Annotated in this window: 21 protein-coding genes; 14 read left to right on the forward strand and 7 right to left on the reverse strand. The window is 26.3% G+C overall.

Going from position 1 to position 19562, the window contains the following annotated elements; all coding sequences use genetic code 11:
* Positions 1 to 54 precede the first annotated feature (54 nt).
* Positions 55 to 1005, forward strand: a complete 951-nt coding sequence (locus CP523_RS09950) for an NAD(P)/FAD-dependent oxidoreductase (protein WP_066676533.1) — start codon at positions 55 to 57, stop codon at positions 1003 to 1005.
* A gap of 35 nt (positions 1006 to 1040) precedes the next feature.
* Here the strand turns inward: CP523_RS09950 and CP523_RS09955 are convergent, their stop codons facing one another.
* Both CP523_RS09955 and CP523_RS09960 read right to left on the reverse strand, forming a co-directional pair.
* The gene (locus CP523_RS09955) at positions 1041 to 1613 is read right to left on the reverse strand and encodes a GDSL-type esterase/lipase family protein (protein ID WP_066676537.1); all 573 of its coding nucleotides are present in this window, start codon (positions 1611 to 1613) and stop codon (positions 1041 to 1043) included.
* Between the two features lie 15 nt (positions 1614 to 1628).
* Positions 1629 to 2255 carry a RusA family crossover junction endodeoxyribonuclease gene (locus CP523_RS09960; RefSeq protein ID WP_066676541.1) on the reverse strand — a complete coding sequence of 209 codons (627 nt, stop codon included), beginning with the start codon at positions 2253 to 2255 and terminating at the stop codon, positions 1629 to 1631.
* 231 nt (positions 2256 to 2486) lie between these two features.
* Here CP523_RS09960 and tsaD point away from each other — a divergent pair, with 231 nt between their 5' ends.
* The 6 genes from tsaD (at position 2487) to eutH (ending at position 8164) form a co-directional block, all read left to right on the forward strand.
* Positions 2487 to 3497 (forward strand): tRNA (adenosine(37)-N6)-threonylcarbamoyltransferase complex transferase subunit TsaD, encoded by a 1011-nt coding sequence (gene tsaD / locus CP523_RS09965; RefSeq protein ID WP_066676546.1) that lies wholly within the window; start codon positions 2487 to 2489, stop codon positions 3495 to 3497.
* Positions 3498 to 3528: 31 nt separating this feature from the next.
* Positions 3529 to 4551: an alpha/beta fold hydrolase gene (locus CP523_RS09970; RefSeq protein ID WP_066676547.1), complete on the forward strand. Its 1023-nt coding sequence runs from the start codon at positions 3529 to 3531 to the stop codon at positions 4549 to 4551.
* A 159-nt stretch (positions 4552 to 4710) separates the two neighbouring features.
* The gene (locus CP523_RS09975) at positions 4711 to 5958 is read left to right on the forward strand and encodes a S1C family serine protease (protein WP_083089497.1); all 1248 of its coding nucleotides are present in this window, start codon (positions 4711 to 4713) and stop codon (positions 5956 to 5958) included.
* A gap of 188 nt (positions 5959 to 6146) precedes the next feature.
* The gene (locus tag CP523_RS09980; protein ID WP_066676548.1) at positions 6147 to 6446 is read left to right on the forward strand and encodes a PTS sugar transporter subunit IIB; all 300 of its coding nucleotides are present in this window, start codon (positions 6147 to 6149) and stop codon (positions 6444 to 6446) included.
* Positions 6447 to 6549: 103 nt separating this feature from the next.
* The gene (locus CP523_RS09985; RefSeq protein WP_066676549.1) at positions 6550 to 6966 is read left to right on the forward strand and encodes a carboxypeptidase-like regulatory domain-containing protein; all 417 of its coding nucleotides are present in this window, start codon (positions 6550 to 6552) and stop codon (positions 6964 to 6966) included.
* Between the two features lie 118 nt (positions 6967 to 7084).
* Positions 7085 to 8164 carry an ethanolamine utilization protein EutH gene (gene eutH / locus CP523_RS09990; protein ID WP_066676550.1) on the forward strand — a complete coding sequence of 360 codons (1080 nt, stop codon included), beginning with the start codon at positions 7085 to 7087 and terminating at the stop codon, positions 8162 to 8164.
* 66 nt (positions 8165 to 8230) lie between these two features.
* On the opposite strand, the gene CP523_RS09995 is transcribed toward eutH, so the two are convergent.
* Both CP523_RS09995 and CP523_RS10000 read right to left on the reverse strand, forming a co-directional pair.
* The gene (locus CP523_RS09995; protein ID WP_066676653.1) at positions 8231 to 9244 is read right to left on the reverse strand and encodes an FAD:protein FMN transferase; all 1014 of its coding nucleotides are present in this window, start codon (positions 9242 to 9244) and stop codon (positions 8231 to 8233) included.
* Between the two features lie 123 nt (positions 9245 to 9367).
* Positions 9368 to 9784, reverse strand: coding sequence for an FMN-binding protein (locus tag CP523_RS10000; RefSeq protein WP_066676551.1), 417 nt, complete (start codon positions 9782 to 9784; stop codon positions 9368 to 9370).
* Positions 9785 to 10119: 335 nt separating this feature from the next.
* On the opposite strand from CP523_RS10000, the gene CP523_RS10005 reads away from it, so the two are divergent.
* Both CP523_RS10005 and CP523_RS10010 read left to right on the forward strand, forming a co-directional pair.
* Positions 10120 to 10503, forward strand: a complete 384-nt coding sequence (locus tag CP523_RS10005; protein WP_066676552.1) for a NusG domain II-containing protein — start codon at positions 10120 to 10122, stop codon at positions 10501 to 10503.
* Positions 10504 to 10513: 10 nt separating this feature from the next.
* Positions 10514 to 11026 carry a Gx transporter family protein gene (locus CP523_RS10010; protein ID WP_066676553.1) on the forward strand — a complete coding sequence of 171 codons (513 nt, stop codon included), beginning with the start codon at positions 10514 to 10516 and terminating at the stop codon, positions 11024 to 11026.
* 14 nt (positions 11027 to 11040) lie between these two features.
* Here CP523_RS10010 and CP523_RS10015 read toward each other — a convergent pair whose 3' ends face one another.
* On the reverse strand, positions 11041 to 11919 hold the full coding sequence (locus CP523_RS10015) for a LysR family transcriptional regulator (RefSeq protein ID WP_066676554.1): 879 nt from the start codon (positions 11917 to 11919) through the stop codon (positions 11041 to 11043).
* Positions 11920 to 12023: 104 nt separating this feature from the next.
* Between CP523_RS10015 and CP523_RS10020 the strand changes: the two genes are divergently transcribed.
* Positions 12024 to 13151, forward strand: a complete 1128-nt coding sequence (locus tag CP523_RS10020) for an ABC transporter substrate-binding protein (RefSeq protein ID WP_066676555.1) — start codon at positions 12024 to 12026, stop codon at positions 13149 to 13151.
* Here CP523_RS10020 and CP523_RS10025 read toward each other — a convergent pair.
* On the reverse strand, positions 13148 to 14272 hold the full coding sequence (locus CP523_RS10025; RefSeq protein WP_066676557.1) for a glycosyltransferase family 4 protein: 1125 nt from the start codon (positions 14270 to 14272) through the stop codon (positions 13148 to 13150). The two genes, CP523_RS10020 and CP523_RS10025, sit on opposite strands and share 4 nt — an antisense overlap.
* Before the next feature lie 151 nt (positions 14273 to 14423).
* Between CP523_RS10025 and CP523_RS10030 the strand changes: the two genes are divergently transcribed.
* Genes CP523_RS10030 through CP523_RS10040 form a run of 3 tightly spaced genes read left to right on the forward strand, consistent with a single transcriptional unit; the run spans position 14424 to position 17260 of the window.
* Positions 14424 to 15419 (forward strand): CotS family spore coat protein, encoded by a 996-nt coding sequence (locus CP523_RS10030; RefSeq protein ID WP_066676559.1) that lies wholly within the window; start codon positions 14424 to 14426, stop codon positions 15417 to 15419.
* A 43-nt stretch (positions 15420 to 15462) separates the two neighbouring features.
* Positions 15463 to 16221 (forward strand): hypothetical protein, encoded by a 759-nt coding sequence (locus CP523_RS10035; RefSeq protein ID WP_207666553.1) that lies wholly within the window; start codon positions 15463 to 15465, stop codon positions 16219 to 16221.
* The gene (locus CP523_RS10040) at positions 16211 to 17260 is read left to right on the forward strand and encodes a CotS family spore coat protein (RefSeq protein ID WP_227909534.1); all 1050 of its coding nucleotides are present in this window, start codon (positions 16211 to 16213) and stop codon (positions 17258 to 17260) included. The genes CP523_RS10035 and CP523_RS10040 overlap by 11 nt, the downstream gene beginning before the upstream one ends.
* A gap of 48 nt (positions 17261 to 17308) precedes the next feature.
* On the opposite strand, the gene CP523_RS10045 is transcribed toward CP523_RS10040, so the two are convergent.
* Entirely contained in the window at positions 17309 to 18430 is a 1122-nt protein-coding gene (locus tag CP523_RS10045; RefSeq protein WP_066676561.1) for a glycosyltransferase family 4 protein, read from the reverse strand.
* Positions 18431 to 18535: 105 nt separating this feature from the next.
* On the opposite strand from CP523_RS10045, the gene CP523_RS10050 reads away from it, so the two are divergent.
* Positions 18536 to 19537, forward strand: coding sequence for a CotS family spore coat protein (locus CP523_RS10050; protein WP_066676563.1), 1002 nt, complete (start codon positions 18536 to 18538; stop codon positions 19535 to 19537).
* Positions 19538 to 19562: the final 25 nt, after the last annotated feature.

The following is a 19562-nucleotide window of genomic DNA, read 5'->3' on the forward strand; positions in this document are numbered from 1 at the left end:
TATTAATATGATATAATATTTATGTATTTTTATAAGTGAATATGGAGGTATAATATGCTTCAATATGATTTAGTCATAATTGGTGGAGGAGCTTCAGGGCTATCAGCAGGAGTGTCAGCATTAAAAGAAGGAATTAAAAAGGTATTAATATTAGAACGAAATAGTGATTTAGGTGGAAATTTAAATTTATTTATACATAGAGGGTTTGGAGAGTATTATTTAAATAAAAAAGTAACAGGGCCAGAGCTTTCAACACACTTAATAAAAGATTATAAAGCTTTAGGAGGTGAATTTAAAGTTGACTCTCAAGTATTAAAAGTTACAAATGAAAAGATTGTTACTTTTGTAAGTCCTGAAGGTGGAGTAGTTGATATTAAGGCAAATTTTATAATATTAGCTTCAGGATGTAGAGAAAAGTACACAGGAAACATAATAGTCCCTATTCATAAATATACAGGTATTTTTACTATAGCATCAGCTCATAAGCTTGTTAATTTTCAAGGATACTTACCTGGAAAAGAAGTTGTTATATTAGGAAGAAATGAATGGGCTTTATTATTAGCAAGAAGATTAATAATTGAAGGAGCTAATATAAAGGCGTTGATAGATTATTCAGAAAGTGGATTTATAACAGAAGATGAATTAAAAATAATAGATGGATTCCATATAAATATAATAGAAAATTCTAGAATAATAGAAATATCAGGTAAAGAGAGAATTCAAAATGTAGTAATTGAAAATATAGCTAATGGTGTATTATCAAATATTCAATGTGATTCATTAATATTAACAGTTGGCTATTATCCAGAAATAGATTTTATAACAAAAGCTAATATAGAGTTAGATGAAGAAGATGTACCAGAGGTATGTGATTATGAAATATCAATTAAAAATATATATGCATGTGGAACTATATTACACGGAGAATCTGGAGTTTTAAATAGTGGAGAAGAAGGATATAAAGTTGGAAAGATAGTATCTGAAAAAATAAAAAGTAATAGATAGATAAAAAATAGGTAGATTTTATATCCACCTATTTTTTATCTTGAAAGAACTTTAAGAGCTTCAGCATATGCTAACTCTTGACCTTTAGAATTAAAATGTATTCCATCAAAAAAAATATTTTTATCTAAATTATCTAAAGATAAATTATAAAAATCTATAAATTTTAAATTATAATTAATACATATATTAATTAATTTATTTCTTAAAATGGGAAGCAACTCTTTTGTTTTTTCATAAGTATCACTTGGAGAAAATAACCTATAGGCATCCTTAGGGATTAATGTAGGAGGGATACCGATAGTTACATTTGCACCATAATTTAGAGACTCTTCTATCATAAGCTGCAGATTCTTTGTTATAAACTCAATATCTCTATTAGAGAGTAGATCATTGGTTCCACCCATTATAAAAATATTTGAAGGATTATTTTTAATTACATCTTCGGAAAATCTCATTAGCATATCAGTTGTAGTATTACCATTTATTCCTTTATTAACGATATTAAAATTTAAATATTCATTAAGTTTATTTACCCAATTTTCTTTTTTAGGAATTCCATATCCAAAGGTTAAGCTATCACCAATAAAAATAAAGTTTTTATTATTCATAAAACAATATCCTTTCTAAAATAATTTGTTAAAGCATTTGCGACAAATTAGAGTTTTACCGCTATTAGCTTTTACGTAATTATCATCTTTTATTTCTCTATTACAAATATCACATTTGTATTTAGATGAATTTGAAGTAGTTTCAGTATTAGATAAAGCTGATTTAGATATTTGCACAGATTTTCTTATAGGTGAGTAAAGAATTCTATCAGTTTTCTTATTTTTAGGAATTATACTATAAGAAACTTCAAATTCACTTTCTCCAAAAAATTCAAGTTCAAATCTAGGATTTTCTTTGTCATAAAATTCTTCAGTTATTATTCTTCTAATTTGAGCATCATTTACTATTAGACCACTTTTTTCTATTCCATCAAAAATGCTTTTAGTTATATTTGCAGTATCAGGATGTCTTTTCTCACTTTTGTAATATACTTTAAGTACAGCAATAAGTGATTCTTCAAGTACAACCCCAGGATTTTGAATACTTGCATAATAAGCTATTTCTTCTTCATATAAAGCATATCTATCATGGTTTTTACCTGTGTTATAAGGAAGAATTGCCCTTCCACTTTTATTATGTAATTTAAAATTAGATTTAGATATAGGAGATCCTGGTACTATTATTTTTGCATACGAATTCATTATAAAAACTCCCTTTAAATTTATTAAAATATCCTTAAAAATCCATAAATACTAGTAAAAAATAATGAATAAATTTTCTGTTAGGTATATAATATCAATAGTGATTTTATAATTTTAATATACATTAGTAAAATCTTATTAACAAGTATGAAAAATTGATAATAAGCCTTTAATAGAGTATAATACATGTTATTAAATAAAGGCTTTAAGTAAAAGTTGAGGTATAGATAGATGGATAAAAAATTAATATTATCAATAGAATCAAGTTGTGATGAAACATCAGCAGCAGTAATAAAAGATGGAAGAGAGGTTCTATCGAATATTATAGCAACTCAAATAGACACACATATGAAATATGGAGGAGTTGTTCCTGAAGTAGCTTCTAGAATGCATATAGAAGTTATAAATGGAGTTGTAATGGAAGCACTAGAAAAAGCAGGAGTTACATTAGATGATATAGATGCCATAGGAGTTACATATGGTCCTGGCTTAGTTGGAGCATTACTAGTAGGACTTCAATATGCAAAAGGGTTAGCTTTTGCAAGTAAGAAACCTTTAGTTGGTGTAAATCACATAGAAGGACATATTAGTGCAAATTATATACAGCATAAAGATTTAGAGCCACCGTTTGTTTCTTTAGTAGTATCGGGAGGACATACTTTTATAGTTCATGTTAAGAATTATGGAGAATATGAAGTTATTGGTCAAACAAGAGATGATGCAGCTGGAGAAGCTTATGATAAAGTAGCAAGAGCATTAGGTCTTGGTTATCCAGGAGGTCCTAAAATTGATAAGCTAGCTAAAGAGGGAAATGAAAATGCAATAGAGTTTCCAAAAGCCAATTTTCATGAAGAGACATTAGATTTTTCTTTTAGTGGAGTAAAATCATCAGTTTTAAATTATATTAATAAATGTAAGATGCAAAACATAGAATTTAATAAGGCTGACGTAGCAGCATCTTTTCAAAAAGCAGTAATAGATGTTTTAAAGGATAATGTAATTAAGACATGTAAGAAGAAAAAGGTTGATAAGATTGCAATTGCAGGGGGAGTTGCATCAAATTCTTCGTTAAGGAAAGAATTAATAGAAGCGGCAGGTAAATTAGGAATACAAGTACTATTTCCAGAACCGATATTGTGTACAGATAATGCAGCTATGATTGGAAGTGCAGCATATTTTAATCTTACTAATGGAAAAATTAGTCCTTTAAATTTAAATGCAAAGCCAAATCTAAAGTTATAGTATAAAGAAAAATAGGGGGAGAGGTATAGGAATGAAACTTTTACCACATTCTAATGGCCTATACAAGGTAAATATGAAGAAGCCTATGAAGCCTAAAGACATAGCCAAAAGAACTTTAATTGTAATAGGCATACTTTTACTTTTGGGATTGGTATTTCAAAACATAAGTAATTTTATAGCAAAAGAAACATTAAAAGATAGAGTAGATTATACAAGAGTTGATGATAAGAGAGTAGATTACATAGTAAAAGGTGAAGGTAAACATACAATTATTTTTGATGGAGCTATTGGGGGAAATTTAAATCAATGGAATGATGTTTGTGATAAATTATTATCAGAATATGATGATATAACTGTATTTGTATATAATAGACGAGGATATGGATTTAGTGATGGAGGTCAAGATAGGACTCCATTAGAACAAGCCCATGATTTAAAAATACTTTTACGAAAAGCAGCTTTATCACCTCCATATATTTTAGTTGGAGAAGAGTATGGAAGTTTGGTATTAGGTAATTTTGCTAAAGAATATAAAGAAACTGTAGCAGGGGTAGTCTTAGTAAATCCAATAGTAGAGGAAAAAATTAAAGAAAAAGATTTTAAAAGGGGATTTACACTGGAAAAAATAAGACGAAAGATAGAACATTTAGGTTCATATATAGGACTTACGACTTTATTAGACCAGTTAAACCTAGATACTAAGGTATATGGATTTGAAGATAAATTGCAAGGAGAAAAGTTAGAAGAATTTAAGGTACATAGAACTAAATCAAATTATACAAGTGCTGTATATAATGAGTTAAATAATGTTTCAAAAGGATTAAGTGATAGTCAGGAGACAGGAGTGCTTTCCGGAATTCCTTATTATGTAATAGCTAAAGAGGGACAAGAATCATTAGAAAGATTAGGGGATGAGGATTTAACAAAGGTATATAAAACTAATTCTAACAGTAATTTTATATCAATAGAAGATCCCGATGCTGTAGTAATTGGAATAAGGCAAGTTATTAAAAAAGTTAATGATATGGAACGAAGAAATAAAAAAAGTAGTTAAAAAAAGGCAATTGTGTATACTTTATTTACATAGTTGCCTTTAAAAATTTTATAGAATAAAAATATATTAATAAAATAATTCTTAGAACCGTGTCATATAATTGACACAAAAACAGGGTATATTATAGTCATGAAGAAAATGTTTGAGGAGGATATACAAATGAGTGATGAAAATAAAATATATGATGTTGATAACTATGAGCATGTAAATATAGAGAAGGAAAGTGAATTTAATCAGGAAGAAGTAAAAAATAATTATGAAAAAATAAATGATAGTAAGAACGAGGATAATAATATTAAGTTTTCTAATATAAATGAAAATGTTAATAAGAAGAAAAAGAAAAGAGGAGTTAAGAATATAGCTCTTATGTTAGTAATAGGTATTTTAGGAGGTGCAGTAGGTGGTGGTGCCACTTATTATGCTGTTAAAAGTATAAATGGTGATGGTAATGTAGTTTCAACACCTAATCCACCAACATTTAAAGCCGATGAAAACGAAGCATTAACTAAAATACAAGCGTTTGAAAAAGTTGCACCAGCAGTTGTTATAGTTTCAACTAAGGGAGTTCAAAATTATGGGGGTTTTATTCCAAAAGAAGTAGAAGGAATAGGATCAGGTTTTATAATTAATGAAGAAGGGTATATATTAACTAACTATCATGTTATAGAAGGAGCTCAAGAAGTTACAGTTACTTTAAGTGATAAGAGAGAAGTAAAAGCAAAAGTAGTTAATTATGATCAAAATCAAGATGTAGCTATGCTAAAGATAGTTGATAACATTAAAGTGCCAGCAGTAGTGGAACTTGGAGATTCTGATGCTTTAAAAGCAGGAGAAGAGGTTTTAGCAATTGGAACACCTCTTTCTAAGGAGTTTTCTCAAACAGTAACAGGAGGTCTTGTTAGTGCTTTAAATAGAAACATAGAAACTAGTAGTGGAGTAAAATTGAATTTAATACAAACAGATACTGCAATAAATCCAGGGAATAGCGGAGGACCTTTAATAAATACTAAAGGGCAAGTAATTGGAATAAATACATTAAAGATTAGTGGAACAGCTGAAGGTATTGGATTTGCTATTCCAATTAATGAAGTAAAGGGAAGAATAGAATCATTGTCTAAGCCAATATTAAATTTAGGGGTATCAATTAGAGAAGTAGATGAAAATTTAGCAAAACAATATGAAATGCCACAAGGGCTATATGTTGTAGAAGTAACGCAATTTTCACCAGCAGAAAAGGCAGGAATAAAAGGTGGAGATGTTATTACTAAATTTGATGGTAAAAGAATAAAAACTTTTGAAGAATTAAAAGAGATAAGAGATTCTAAAAAAGAAGGAGATACAGTAAGAGTAGAAATTGTTAGAAATCAAGAAACAATTACAGTTGAGGTAGAGTTAACAGCACAATAGATAAAAAAACAAAGGATAAGAAGTTATTAATTAACTTCTTATCCTTTAATTATTTTTTTAGGAATATATTATTCTATTGATTTTATAATAAATTGTGATAAAGTATTGTATATTGAGAGAAAAATTAATTAATAAAATAAAAATCACATTATAATATAAAGAGCTATTTTAAGGAGGCGTCCATAATTATGAAAAAAATAGTTTTATTATGTTCAGAAGGTATGTCAACATGTTTTTTAGTATCTAAGATGAAGACAGAAGCATTAAATCAAGGAGTTGATTGTATAATAAATTCTTGTTGTGAATCAGATTTAGGTACGTTTAAAGATAACATGGATGTATTACTTTTAGCACCACAGATTAAATTTTTAAAGGAAGAAATAACTACTAAATTTAAAAATGTACCCATTGGTGTTATAAATTCACTAGATTATGGAACAATGGATGGTGTAAAAGTATTTAATCAAGCATTAGAATTATTAAAATAGAACAATAACTTATTTTTTACCTAGGTAAATTCACTTTTTTTATCTTAAGGCATATCTTATAGTATAAGAAAAATTTAAGAGATAAACTTAGGAGGGAAAAGTTATGAGCGGAAGAATAGCATCATGTCCTTTAACAACAGGAGTTAATGAACAAATAGAAGCGGTTGTTAGACTACCAGAAGAAAAAAGATCAGTTATATTTGGAACTGTTTTAGATCCTAATGGAAACCCTGTACCTGATGCGGTTGTTAAACTATTAAAAGTAGTAGATGGATGTAAATATCCATATCCATTAACCCATACATTTACAGATTGTTATGGTCAATTTTTATTAGGACCTTTATGTCCAAATACTAAATATATGTTAAAAATATATAAAGACAATATAAATATAAAATTTACAACATTACAACCAAACCAATATAATGGACATTGTTTAGGAAAAAATGTATGTGAATCTAATCCAGAACCAGATGACCCACCATGCGGATGCGGATGCGGATGTGGATGTGGCTGTTAGTATAACTGAATGAGATTTTATAACGAAAAAGCTTTTTACTTTAGTAAAAGGCTTTTTTGCTATTAAAAAATCTGTTAAAATTTTATTGATTATTATAAATTAGGAGAAAAAATAAAAAATGGAAAAAATAGTATTATATATAGTGGCATCATTTTTTGTTATAGGATGTTTAGATTATATTTTAGGTAATAAATTAAAGTTAGGTGTAAATTTTGAAGCTGGTATTAATAATATGGGACCGTTAGCATTATCTATGATTGGAATATTATCAATAACTCCAATAATCTCAGATATTATAATTAGATATATAGCACCATTAACTAGTAGTATAGGAATTGATTCATCTATAATATCATCTAGTTTTATAGCTATAGATATGGGGGCTTTTAATATAGCTAGAAATGTAGGTGGAAGTAATGAGCTAGTTTATTTCTCAGGAGTATTAATTGCTTCAATTTTAGGGTGTACTATTAGTTTTACTCTTCCGTTGGCATTAGGAATGATAAAAGATAAGAATATTCATGCATTATGTAAGGGAATTTTATGTGGTATAGTAACTTTGCCTATAGGGTTATTTATTGGAGGTATGATGTTAGGATTACCTATAAGAATTATATTAATTAATTTAATGCCAATAATAATATTTTCAGTGGTAGTATCAATAGGATTAAGTATAGGCATAGATAAAGTAATAATCATATTTTCATACATGGGAAAATCAATTGTAATATTAGGATTTTTAGGGTTAGGAATTCAGGGATTTACATCAATTTCAGGAATTATAATATTTAAAAGTTTAATGCCTATAGAAGAAGCATTAATAACAGTTGGAAAGATTGCTATATTCTTGGGTGGAGCATATGTAATGCTTGAGATAGTAAAAAAGATTTTATCTACACAAATAAATAAAATAACAGAAAAAATAGGAGTAAACGCATCTTCAGTAGCAGCATTAATTGGAAGTTTAGCATCAGCAATAGTAGTATTTTCTACATTTGAAGAATTAGATGAGAGAGGAAAAGTTATTTGTTCTGCATTTTCAGTTGCAGGAGCCTATGTATTAGGTGGTCAACTTGGATATGTAGCGACAGAAGCTAGAGAAATAGTATTAATTTATATAATAACAAAATTAATCTGTGGTGTATTAGCTATAATATTAGCATTTCTAATAACTAAAGAGGTTAATACTATAAAATAAAAGATATGGTTTTATGAAAAAATAGGAGACTAGATATTAATCAGTCTCCTATTTTTATAAAAATAACTATTCTAATACAAATGATTCATTTGTAATTACAAAGTTATCTTTTAGCCCTGATGTTATGTGAACTCGCTTATCTTTAGTTACAAAAATAGCTTCTATATTTTCTAACTTTTCAACAAAATTAATACCATCTTTAAGACCCATTGCAAATACACTTGTAGATAATGCATCTCCATCTATAGATTTATTACTAATTATAGTTATTCCAGCCAAATCATTATCATAAGGATATCCAGTCTCAGGACTAAGAATATGGTGGTATTTGATTCCATCTTTTTCGATGAATCTTTCATAGATACCAGATGTAACTATAGATTTATTACTAATAGTAATACTACCTATTATTTCACCTCTTTCTGAAAATGGATCTTGAATTCCTACTTTCCAATCATCACCTGTAATTTTTGTACCATGAGTATAAATATTACCACCTAAATCAATTAGAGCATTTTTTATGTTATTTTCTGCAAGAATATCAGATATCTTATCAGCAGTGTAACCTTTAGCTATACCACCAAGATCTAAAAGCATTCCTGACTTTTTTAGAAAAATAGTCTTATTAGTGTCATTAAGTTCAATATTATTAAAATCGATAAGTGGTAATTTTTCATTGATTTCTTCTTTAGATGGAACTTTAGCTTCAGGTAAGCCTATACTCCAAAGTTTAACTAATGGACCGATGGATATATCAAAAAGACCATTAGATAAATTAGAATATTCAATTCCTTTAGATATTAAGTTATATGTATCATCATCAACCTTAACAGGAGCTACCCCTGCAGATTCATTTATTTTATCAATTAGAGTTCCATTAGCGTTTATGCTTAAGGTTGATTCAAGTTCTTTTATTTTATTAAAAACTTCATCTAATACTTTTTCATTAGAACTATCAAATATAGTTACTTTTATTATAGTTCCCATCAAAATTTCACTTCTTGATATAGGAGAGCTTGTTTTTTTAGAACATCCAGTTATTGATAATAAAGTAAAAACTATTAGTATAGAAAGGCTCATGTATTTAAATAACTTTTTTTTCACTATAAAATCCTCCTAAATTTAAATATGCAAAATAATTATAACAAAAAAAATGAAAAATAAAAAAGGCTTTAGGAGATTAATTCCTAAAACCCTTAAAAATTATTGAGCTTTCTTTAAAGCTTCAGCAGCAACATCTTTAAATTGGTTTGATGAAGAAGTAGCTCCACTTACTGTATCAACAGCAGAAGCATCTTGTTTTTCAATTAAAGAGTTTTGAAGTTTTGGAAAAGCTTCTTCTGGGTTAGTGCCAGATTTTTCTTTCATTTTTTTATTATAGTCAGCATCAGTTAATTTTGAAGTGCTTTTTTCTTCATTAACTTCATCATATTTAACTTCAGATACTTTACCATCTTTAATTTCGATTTCTATAGAACCCTTATAGCCTCTTTCATCTACAGCAGATTCAGCCTTATAATTACCATCTTTTAACTTAGCTTCTTTATTACCACAACCAACAAAAACTGTAGCAGTTAAAGCTGCAACTGCTAATAAACTTAAAACTTTTCTTGATTTCATAAACAAAATCCCCCTTAAATTTGGATTTAACTAATAAATAATAAATTTATGTTAGATAAAAAATATTACTTAACAATGTAATTATACCTAAAAATTAATAAATTTAACATACATTTTTCTTATTAAGCATAAGAAAAACTAATGCTATATGAATACGATTAAAATGCTGTTAATACTGAGTTATATAATGAATATAATATTAAATATAAAAAAAGTGTTAAAGAAAATTTAATTATTATTGCTTAAAATATAAGCTTATTAGTATGGACATTATAAGATTTAGTCACTAAAATCATATATGATACATTTAATTATTAATTTTAAAAGGAGTTATTATGATTAAAAAATGGGATATTATTATAATAGTTTTATTAATGATAATGTCATTTATACCAGAATTTATATTAGGAGCTAATTTAAAAGCAGAACATAATAATGTTTATGCGGAAATAACTATTTCTGGAAAATTATATAAAAATATAAATTTATCATCACATAAAGGTGAAGAAATAATAGAGGTTAATACTAAAAATGGTAGTAATAAAATAATAATTAAGGATGATAAAATAGGTATATATGATGCTGATTGTCCAGATAAAATATGCATGAAGCCAGAGTTTATAAGTAGCGTAGGAGAAAATCTAGTATGTCTCCCTCATAGACTTATGATAGAGATTAAAGGAGTAAAAGAAGAGGAAGATATGATTATATCTCATTAAGGAGAGAGCAATGAGAAAGACTAATAAAATGGTTTATATAGGTTTACTAGTAGCACAAGCGCTAGTATTACACATAGTTGAAAGATCAATACCAGTTCCATTTGTAACACCAGGAGCAAAATTAGGGCTAGCTAATTTAATAACTGTAATAGCATTATACACTCTTCCTAAAGAGAGAGATGCATTTTTAGTTTTATTTTTAAGAATTGCATTAGGAACTATGTTTGGAGGAAATCTTTCATCATTTATGTATAGTGCGGTAGGTGGATTTTTAAGTTTCTTATCAATGATATTTGTAAAGAATATACTTAAAGATAAAGTTAGTATAATAGGAGTTAGTTCTGCTGGAGCAATATTTCACAATTTAGGACAAATTATAGTTGCAGCAATAATAGTTCAAAATATTGCAGTAACGTTATACTTACCTATATTATCAGTAATTAGTATAGTTACTGGTATATTTATAGGAGTATCAGCTAACTACATAGTTAAACATTTAGATAAACTACAAATATTAAATTAAGCTAAAAGGGTTTCTTATTCTAAGAAACCCTTTATCATATTTATCAAAGTTTTTATAAAGTCGGAATGGTTTTTATAAAATGAATCTAAATAACATAAATATAAATTTGCGTTAAGGTTAAAATCATCAATTTTTATTTCTTTTATATTAAATTCATTTTTATACGAGTTAAATAAGATTCTAGGAATAAAGGAAATAGAATTTGAACAACATAAACCTTTTAAAAGTGATAAATATGAACTTGTATTATATACTATATTTAAGTCTTTTATATTACAGAGTAAGATTTCTTGAATCTTATTATTGAAATAATTATCTTTAAGATTTAAGATTATAGGTAAATTAATAAGTTCACTTTTAGATATTTTATTTTTAGGAAAATCATTATTTGAAATAACTATCAATTCATCACATCCAAGATCTTTTATTGATAATCCTATTTTTGAATTAGGTTTTTCATAGTTAATATAAATATCACATATATTATTTGACAAATTACTATTTGTTGAATTTTCAATTGAAGTTAAATTTATTGAATATTGTGAAAAAGTTGATTTTAAGTTGCATATAACATTAGGAAGTATAGTAGAATTTAAACTATCAACTGCTTCAATTGAAATATAATTTTTTTCTAAAGCACAAGTATATATTTCTTCAAGCATTTTATTGTATATATTTAAAATATTTTTAGAATGCTTAAATAAAATTTCCCCTTCAGGTGTAAGAGACACACCTTTATTGCTTCTATTAAGAAGTTTTACGTTAAGTTTTGATTCTAGTTTAAATAATTGCTGACTTAATGCCGATTGAGATATATGGGAATTCTTAGCTACAGTTGTTATGCTTTTGGATTTAGCAACTTCTAAGAAGTATTTTAAACTATCAATATTCATATATATATCCTACCGTTTCTTTAGTATAATATAACATTATTATATTTGATAAAAAAATAAAAATCAAAAATTAAATTATATATAAATTTAAGTTAGGAGCTATTATGAAAAGTAAAAATAAATATATAGTAGGGGCTATAACTATAGTTTTTATAATATTAATACTATATTCATTACAACCTATTTCTAATGAGGCTATAAAAGGGAATATAGTAGTATGGGCAAATGATTATACGTATGATTATTTATTTAAAGTTGCAAAAGAATTTGAAGAAAATAATAAAAGAACAAAAATTAAAGTTATAAATATTAGTAATGATGAATATCTAAATAGTATAAAAAATGTAGAGAAAGAAAAATTACCTAATATAGCAAATTTAAATTTTATAGATATACAGAATTTGCATGAAAAAGTAGAGATTATTAGTGAAACAAATGAAATAATAGAAACATATAGGAATAATTTTAATAAAAATAGAGTAAAGCAAATAGAATATAATGAAAAGTATATGGGAGTGCCGTTAACATCAAGACCAATAGCATTTTTCATAAGAAAAGATATTTTAAATGAGTATGGATATAAAGTGGAAGACATTAATACTTGGGAAAATTTATTTAAAATAGGAATAGATATATTTAATAAGACAAATGGGGATATTAGAATTTTTTCTAGTAAAGATATAGATAATATAAAGTTACTTATGTCTGCAGAGGCCATACAAGAAAGTAAAAGTGATATTAAAGCCAAATTAATAGTAGAAAGTAATATTAAAAATATATTTAATACTGAACTTATTAGTTATTATGGTGATAATAATTATATGGCTAGAATTGGCTCTATAGAAATCATAAATGAATTAAATAATGAACTGCTAGGAGGAAAATGGATATGTAAGTTACCACCTAGCATTAATATTGGTGCAAACAAATTTTATGATTTAGATGGAGAAAATTTAGTTGTCTTAAATAGTGATGAGAGTAATATAAGGTTAATAAAAAACTTTATGATTTATGCTGCAACAAATGTAGATTTATTACAAAAACAGTTAGTAGAGTCACGAATGTTTCCAAGTTCTTTATACACTTATAAAGATAAAAGTATAGAAAATGCGGTAAAAAATACAAATGAAAATAAAAGTAGCCCTTTCATAATATTTAGTAATATATCAGAAAGAGCTCCAGTATTAAAAAATTATAAGTTACTTAAAGATATTATAGAAAATAGTTATTAAAGAGAATTAAAAATGCTTTCGTAAGCTTTAAGTGTGTTAGATGCAGTATGCCTCCAAGAAAATTGGAGGCTTCTTTTATAGCCCTTTAAAGCTAATGAATTTTTTAGTTCTTCATTATTTAGTATATTAACTAGTGATTTTGCAAGTTCATCTTTATCAAATGGATTTATGAGACTGGCAGTATTACTTGTAACTTCAGGTATAGAAGTTAAATTAGACGTTATAACTGCTGTTTTACAACTCATAGCTTCAAGGGGAGGTAAGCCAAAACCCTCGTATAAAGATGGATATACAAAAGCTTCAGCAGCATTATATAAAATAGGCAAATCTTCAGAATTTATGAATCCTGTGAATATCACTGAATCTTCTATATTAAGCTCTTGGACAAGTTTTACTAACTTTTGTCCTTCATCTTTTACTGCTCCTCCAAGTAATAATGTATGAGGAATTTTTAAATCTTTCTTTATCTTATTGAAAGCTAATATAAGTTCCTTAACATTTTTTCTTGTACTAAATCCTCCTATGTACAGTATATATGGATTATTAATATTAAAAGTTTCTTTTATATATTTTTTACAAGAAAGTTTATCTAGAGGCTTAAAAGAGGAGTTAGCAGCTAATGGAGTAACAAAAATTTTATCAGCAGGAAATCCATTAAAAAATCTTAATATATCTTTTTTTGAATACTCAGATACTGTAATTATACCTTTGGCTTGGTTAATTATATTGGGCATATCTCTAAGAAATCTTTGTAAGTAACCTTTACCTACAGTTTCAGGCATAAGATAAGGAATTAAATCATGTATTGTTACTATACAATTAGTTTTATATTCATTAGTCATTCCTATTCCATTTTGGGGTATATGATGTAAATCTATATTATTTTCTTTAATATAATTTGGAAAATAAAAATTTTCATAAAATCTACCATGTTTTCTAGAAGCAAAAACTAAGTTAGTATTATCCTCTTTATACTTAGTATAATTTTTTCCTGTCCAAAATAAAGTGTACTCGTTAGTTTTATCTATATTCAGTAGCTCTTTGACTATATTTTCTGTGTAAGTTCCAATTCCAGTACCATTATACATATTGATTCCACGAGCATCTATTGAAATTTTCATAAAGCATCCTCCTTTTATCCTTATATATTATAGATATTAAGTTTTTTTAGTTATATAACAGTATATTGTTAATAATTTTGTTAGGTGATAATAAACACAATAAAATATAAAATTTCATATAATAAAATGAACAAATTTCAAGGAGTAGTTTATGAATTTTTTAGATATAAAAAATGCAGTGGAAAATAATTACTCGTTAAATGTTATAGATATAGAAAAGGTTAAAAACACATATAAAATCAAAACGGAAGAAGGGGATTATGGAGTTAAGGTAATTAAATACAAATATCCTCATTTTTATTTTATCTTTTCAGCTATAAGACATTTACAACATAGAAATTTTTTAAAAATACCAGAGATAATAAATACTAAGGATGGATTAGGGTTTGTGAAAATTCAAAATAATTATGCTTATTTAAATGAATGGATACCATCAAGAAAAAGTAATTATGACAACTTGCAAGAGCTTGAAAAAATTGCTGAAAAATTAGGAGAACTTCATAAGTGTAGTGAAGGATTTACTTTAAGTAATGAAATGAAACCAAGAATAGGGTGGTATTCATGGATACATGTTTTTGAAACGCGATGCGAAGAGATACTAGATTTTAAAAAAAGAATAAGTCAAAAGGCATATAAGTCAGAATTTGATAGTTTGTTTTTAGAGGCAATTGATGAAGAGGTGAATAGAGGAGCTAGAGCTATTTTAAATCTTAAAGAAGGTAAATATATAGAGATAATGGATAGGGAAGTTTGTAAAAGAGGTTTCTGTCATCATGATTTTGCAAATCACAATGTTCTTATAGATGAGGAAAATGATGTAAACATAATAGATTTTGACTACTGCATATTAGATTCTCATTTACATGATTTATCATCTTTACTTATAAGAGCTATGAAGGGCGGGAAATGGAGTGTTGAAAAGGCAAGTTTAATATTAAACTCTTATAGTAAGACACATGATTTATATGAAGAAGAATTAAAGCTTATGAAAGGATTTATTGAGTTTCCACAAGGGTTTTGGCAAATAGGACTACAGTATTATTGGGAACAACAACCTTGGGGAGAAGAATTTATGGTTAATAAAATTAGTAAATATTTAAATGATAGAGAAGAAAGAGAGAGGTTTATAGAAGAGTTTTTTAGATAAGTTAGGGGTGATTAATATAGAAAGTAAAGAAATAAATTCCTATTTGGGAAATAGAAATATAAAGATAATTAATGAAAAATTTAAAGGTAAGGATTTAATAAATGAAGAGGAGATAGCTTTTCAAGTTGATTTAATAGTAAGATTTCATAAATTAATAGGAGAATATAAAGAAAATTTAATACCTAGAATAGGAAGTAATATAGGAAAGGATTTAGAATATTACAAATTTCAATTAAAAAGACTTAAAGCAGATTTAGAATATAGGAAGACAAAGCAAGAAAAAAATTTATTAGATTTAAATATAATTTCCAATGGAAATGAATTATTGAATAAAGGAGAAAAGGCAATAAATCACATTTTAAGGAATAATTATAAGAAGTTAATACAAAGAAGTATGACAAATTATGAGGTTTGTTTAGGAAAAGTAGATGATAGTAACTTAAGATATACAGTTTCTATCGAAGATGGAATAGAGATAAATACTATAAAATATTTATCATATAATTTAAAAGAGCATGATTTATACAATTATATAAAAAGGTTAAAAAAGAAGGATATTCCTATTGAAGCAAATAAAATTATAGAATATTACGTAGATAGCTTAGGTTTATCAATCGATAGTATGGAATATTTAAAAGGGTTTATTTATTATCCAAATGAAAGCTTGAGAATTTGGGACAAGTATATTTTGAATAAAAAAGAGTTATCTTTTGATAAATATCTTAATGACTTTAAAAAAGGCCAAATAATAGACAATATATATATTGATGAAATAATAGGAGGGGATTTTGGTGATAAATAAAACAAGATATATAGATAAAAAAATATTATGTAATTATGATTTAAGTCAAGAATTGTTCTTGAAATTAGGAATAGATGTAGAAGATGTAATACCTTTAAGGAAGGTATTCATATTAACAACATCACAAGGTAAAAAAATACTTAAAATTACAAGTTCTAGTGAAAAGAGACTGGAGTTTATTGATAAATCATTAAAGTATATTTCTAATAATTATAAGGATGTATTAAGTTATTGGAAAAATAAAAATGGGAAAATATATGAAATTTGGAATGGAGATAAATATGTAGTTTTAGATATGATTGAAGGAAGAGAAGCTACATTTTCAAATCCTATAGAAGTTTCAATATGTGCACAAGCTATTGCTAAAATGCACAAAGCTTCGAAAGGGATATTTAATGAATTAAATACAGAATTAATACAAGGAAATATGGGAAGATACCTACCTGAGTATTTTAATGATAATTTAAAAGAATTAGAGGAGATAAAGTATTATACTAATAAATTTAAATATAAAAATGATTTTGATAAATTATTTTTGGAAAATGTAGATTATTATATTAACTATGTAAAGAGATCTATAGAATTATTAGCTTTATCTAGTTATAAGAATATATTAGAGGATGAAGATAAAAGGGTATTATGTCATAATGATTTAGCTCATCATAATTTTATAATAGATGGTAAAGATGTAAAAATAATAGATTTTGATTATTGTAATATAGATACTAGAATAGTAGATTTAGTTAATTATACATCTAAAGTAATTAAAAATTCAGCTTATGATATTGAAAAAGTACGATTAATATTAGAAAGTTATAATAAAGTGGAAAAAATAACAAATGATGAAATAAAAATATTTTATGCATTTATGACATTCCCAAGAGATTTTGTAACTATAGTTAAAGATTATTATTATAGACAAAAGACTTGGGATGAGGAGGTATATTTAAATAGATTTAAAAATAAGCTTAGTAATGAAATATATAGAAAAGAGTTTCTAGATAATTTTATAGAAGAGTTTAAGGAATATTTATATTAACAAAAAAGCAAAAAAGGTAGAAAACTATTGTTTTCTACCTTTTTATATTTATGATAATTTAATAATGTCGTTATAAGCGGTTATAGTATCTATAGCTGTATTTTTCCAAGAATAATGTGAACTTTTTAATAATCCTTTTTTTATTAAATTATTTTTTAAATCAGAATCACTTAAAATATTTTCTATATAATAGCTTATATCATATATATTATAAGGATCGATTAAAATAGCTGAATCTCCGCAAATTTCAGGTAAAGAAGTAACATCAGATGCTATTACAGGAGTACCACAGGCCATAGCTTCTAATGGAGGTAATCCAAATCCCTCGTAAAAAGAAGGATAAACTAGAAGTTTAGAAGCGTTATAGAATATAGGTAAATCATTTAACGGAATAAAACCTGTAAATATAACAGAATCATTTAAACCTAGATCATCTGCACGCTTTTTATACCTTTCATATGAAATTCCCTTTTTTCCTGTAATAACTAATTTTAAATCTTTTTTAAAATTTATTTTTAAAAGTGAAAATGCTTCTATAATACCAATAATATTTTTCCGTGGGCTAAACCCCCCAACATAAAGAATAAAATCTTTATCTATTCCGTATTTTTTTGCAATTATTTTTTTGCAATTATTTTTATTTAATGGCTTATATATATCTTCAGCTGCTAAATGGGTAACAAATATTTTATCTTTTGGAAAGTTAAATTCTTTTGCGATATCTTGTTTAGAAAATTCAGAAACAGTTAATATTCCTTGAGAATTATTAATAATATTAGGTAGCTGATTATTAAATATATTAAGATATCTATCGCTAACAGTTTCAGGCATTTTAAGGGGGATTATATCATGCAATGTTATTGTTTTTAGACAAGATATGTTATTAGAAAGTCCTACTCCATTTTGAGGAACATGATAAAGATTCATATTATTATCTTTTAATATATTAGGGACCTTTACCTCCTCCCAAAAGTTGTCATTTGAGGCGGATTTTAAGGATTCTATTTTAAAATTATCACCTAGATTAAGGGGGGAGCCTTCAGGTAAAAAAATAGAGTAATTATTTTCGGCATCGATTTTACTTAAATTATTTATAAGTTGATAAGTATATGTGCCTATTCCAGTTCCTCTATACCATTTAGCAGCTCTACCATCTATACCTATTTTCATAATTTAATCCTTTCAAATTAATATTAATTTATTATATTATTGATAATTAAAAAATGTTAATAAAAGAACTTATATATACATATAAATATAAAGGGGGTGAGCACTATGATGAGAGAATTTGAAATAGAAAGACAATTTGATATTAAAATCGAAGTAATAAAGGCTAATAAAGGGGTTTACTATCTTAAAACTAATAAGGGAGAAAAATGTTTAAAAAAAATAAATTATGGTCCGCAAAAATTATTATTTGTGTATGGAGCGAAAGAACACTTAATAAATAATGGATTTAATAATGTGGACAGATATTTTTTAAACATAGACGGGGAACCGTATGCTCTAGTAAATGAAGATCTTTATACATTATCTGAATGGCTAGAGGGAAGGGAATGTGATTTTCACAACATAGATGAGGTTAAATTAGCGGCCAAAACATTGGCTAATATGCATAAAGCCTCTAAAGGATATGATCCTCCAGAAAATTCAAAACTTAAAAGTGACTTAGGTAGATGGCCTCACCTTATGACCAAGAGAATAAAATCTCTAGATAAAATGAGAGATATGGTAAGAAAAAAGAATGGTAAAAACGACTTCGATTTATTATATCTAAAATCAATGGAATTCTATAAAGATATGGGAAAAAAAGCATTAAGAACATTAGAAGAATCTAGTTATATGAAGTTATGTGAAATTGCTGAAGAGGAAAAAAGCTTTTGTCATCATGATTTTACCTATCATAATATTATTTTAGATAAAGAAAACCAAGCGCATGTTATTGATTTTGATTATTGTAAGAGAGAAATTAGAGCTTTTGATGTTTCAAACTTTATGATTAAGGTTTTAAAAAGAGTAGATTGGAATATAGAGTTTGCTAAAGCTATAATAGATTCTTACAATGATGTATATCCTTTAAGTAAAGATGAGTATAAAGTTTTATATGCATTTTTACAATTTCCACAAAGATATTGGAGATTGGCGAATAGATATTACTACAATGAAGTTAACTGGGGACAAAATACATTCAGTAACAAGATAGAAGCTATAATAAATGAACAAGAAAAATTATTAAAGTTTTTAGAAGAATTTAAAAGTTTATATTCAATATCATAAAAAGTGCTTTAAGCACTTTTTTTAT

It is taken from the genome of Clostridium septicum (assembly GCF_003606265.1).
Lineage (GTDB): Bacteria > Bacillota > Clostridia > Clostridiales > Clostridiaceae > Clostridium > Clostridium septicum.

Excerpts from the sequence above, each read along its gene's own strand:
- CP523_RS09950 (WP_066676533.1), top strand. The coding sequence starts at position 55 with ATGCTTCAATATGATTTAGTCATAATTGGTGGAGGAGCTTCAGGGCTA.
- CP523_RS09955 (WP_066676537.1), bottom strand. The coding sequence starts at position 1,613 with ATGAATAATAAAAACTTTATTTTTATTGGTGATAGCTTAACCTTTGGA.
- CP523_RS09960 (WP_066676541.1), bottom strand. The coding sequence starts at position 2,255 with ATGAATTCGTATGCAAAAATAATAGTACCAGGATCTCCTATATCTAAA.
- tsaD (WP_066676546.1), top strand. The coding sequence starts at position 2,487 with ATGGATAAAAAATTAATATTATCAATAGAATCAAGTTGTGATGAAACA.
- CP523_RS09970 (WP_066676547.1), top strand. The coding sequence starts at position 3,529 with ATGAAACTTTTACCACATTCTAATGGCCTATACAAGGTAAATATGAAG.
- CP523_RS09975 (WP_083089497.1), top strand. The coding sequence starts at position 4,711 with ATGAGTGATGAAAATAAAATATATGATGTTGATAACTATGAGCATGTA.
- CP523_RS09980 (WP_066676548.1), top strand. The coding sequence starts at position 6,147 with ATGAAAAAAATAGTTTTATTATGTTCAGAAGGTATGTCAACATGTTTT.
- CP523_RS09985 (WP_066676549.1), top strand. The coding sequence starts at position 6,550 with ATGAGCGGAAGAATAGCATCATGTCCTTTAACAACAGGAGTTAATGAA.
- eutH (WP_066676550.1), top strand. The coding sequence starts at position 7,085 with ATGGAAAAAATAGTATTATATATAGTGGCATCATTTTTTGTTATAGGA.
- CP523_RS09995 (WP_066676653.1), bottom strand. The coding sequence starts at position 9,244 with ATGAGCCTTTCTATACTAATAGTTTTTACTTTATTATCAATAACTGGA.
- CP523_RS10000 (WP_066676551.1), bottom strand. The coding sequence starts at position 9,784 with ATGAAATCAAGAAAAGTTTTAAGTTTATTAGCAGTTGCAGCTTTAACT.
- CP523_RS10005 (WP_066676552.1), top strand. The coding sequence starts at position 10,120 with ATGATTAAAAAATGGGATATTATTATAATAGTTTTATTAATGATAATG.
- CP523_RS10010 (WP_066676553.1), top strand. The coding sequence starts at position 10,514 with ATGAGAAAGACTAATAAAATGGTTTATATAGGTTTACTAGTAGCACAA.
- CP523_RS10015 (WP_066676554.1), bottom strand. The coding sequence starts at position 11,919 with ATGAATATTGATAGTTTAAAATACTTCTTAGAAGTTGCTAAATCCAAA.
- CP523_RS10020 (WP_066676555.1), top strand. The coding sequence starts at position 12,024 with ATGAAAAGTAAAAATAAATATATAGTAGGGGCTATAACTATAGTTTTT.
- CP523_RS10025 (WP_066676557.1), bottom strand. The coding sequence starts at position 14,272 with ATGAAAATTTCAATAGATGCTCGTGGAATCAATATGTATAATGGTACT.
- CP523_RS10030 (WP_066676559.1), top strand. The coding sequence starts at position 14,424 with ATGAATTTTTTAGATATAAAAAATGCAGTGGAAAATAATTACTCGTTA.
- CP523_RS10045 (WP_066676561.1), bottom strand. The coding sequence starts at position 18,430 with ATGAAAATAGGTATAGATGGTAGAGCTGCTAAATGGTATAGAGGAACT.
- CP523_RS10050 (WP_066676563.1), top strand. The coding sequence starts at position 18,536 with ATGATGAGAGAATTTGAAATAGAAAGACAATTTGATATTAAAATCGAA.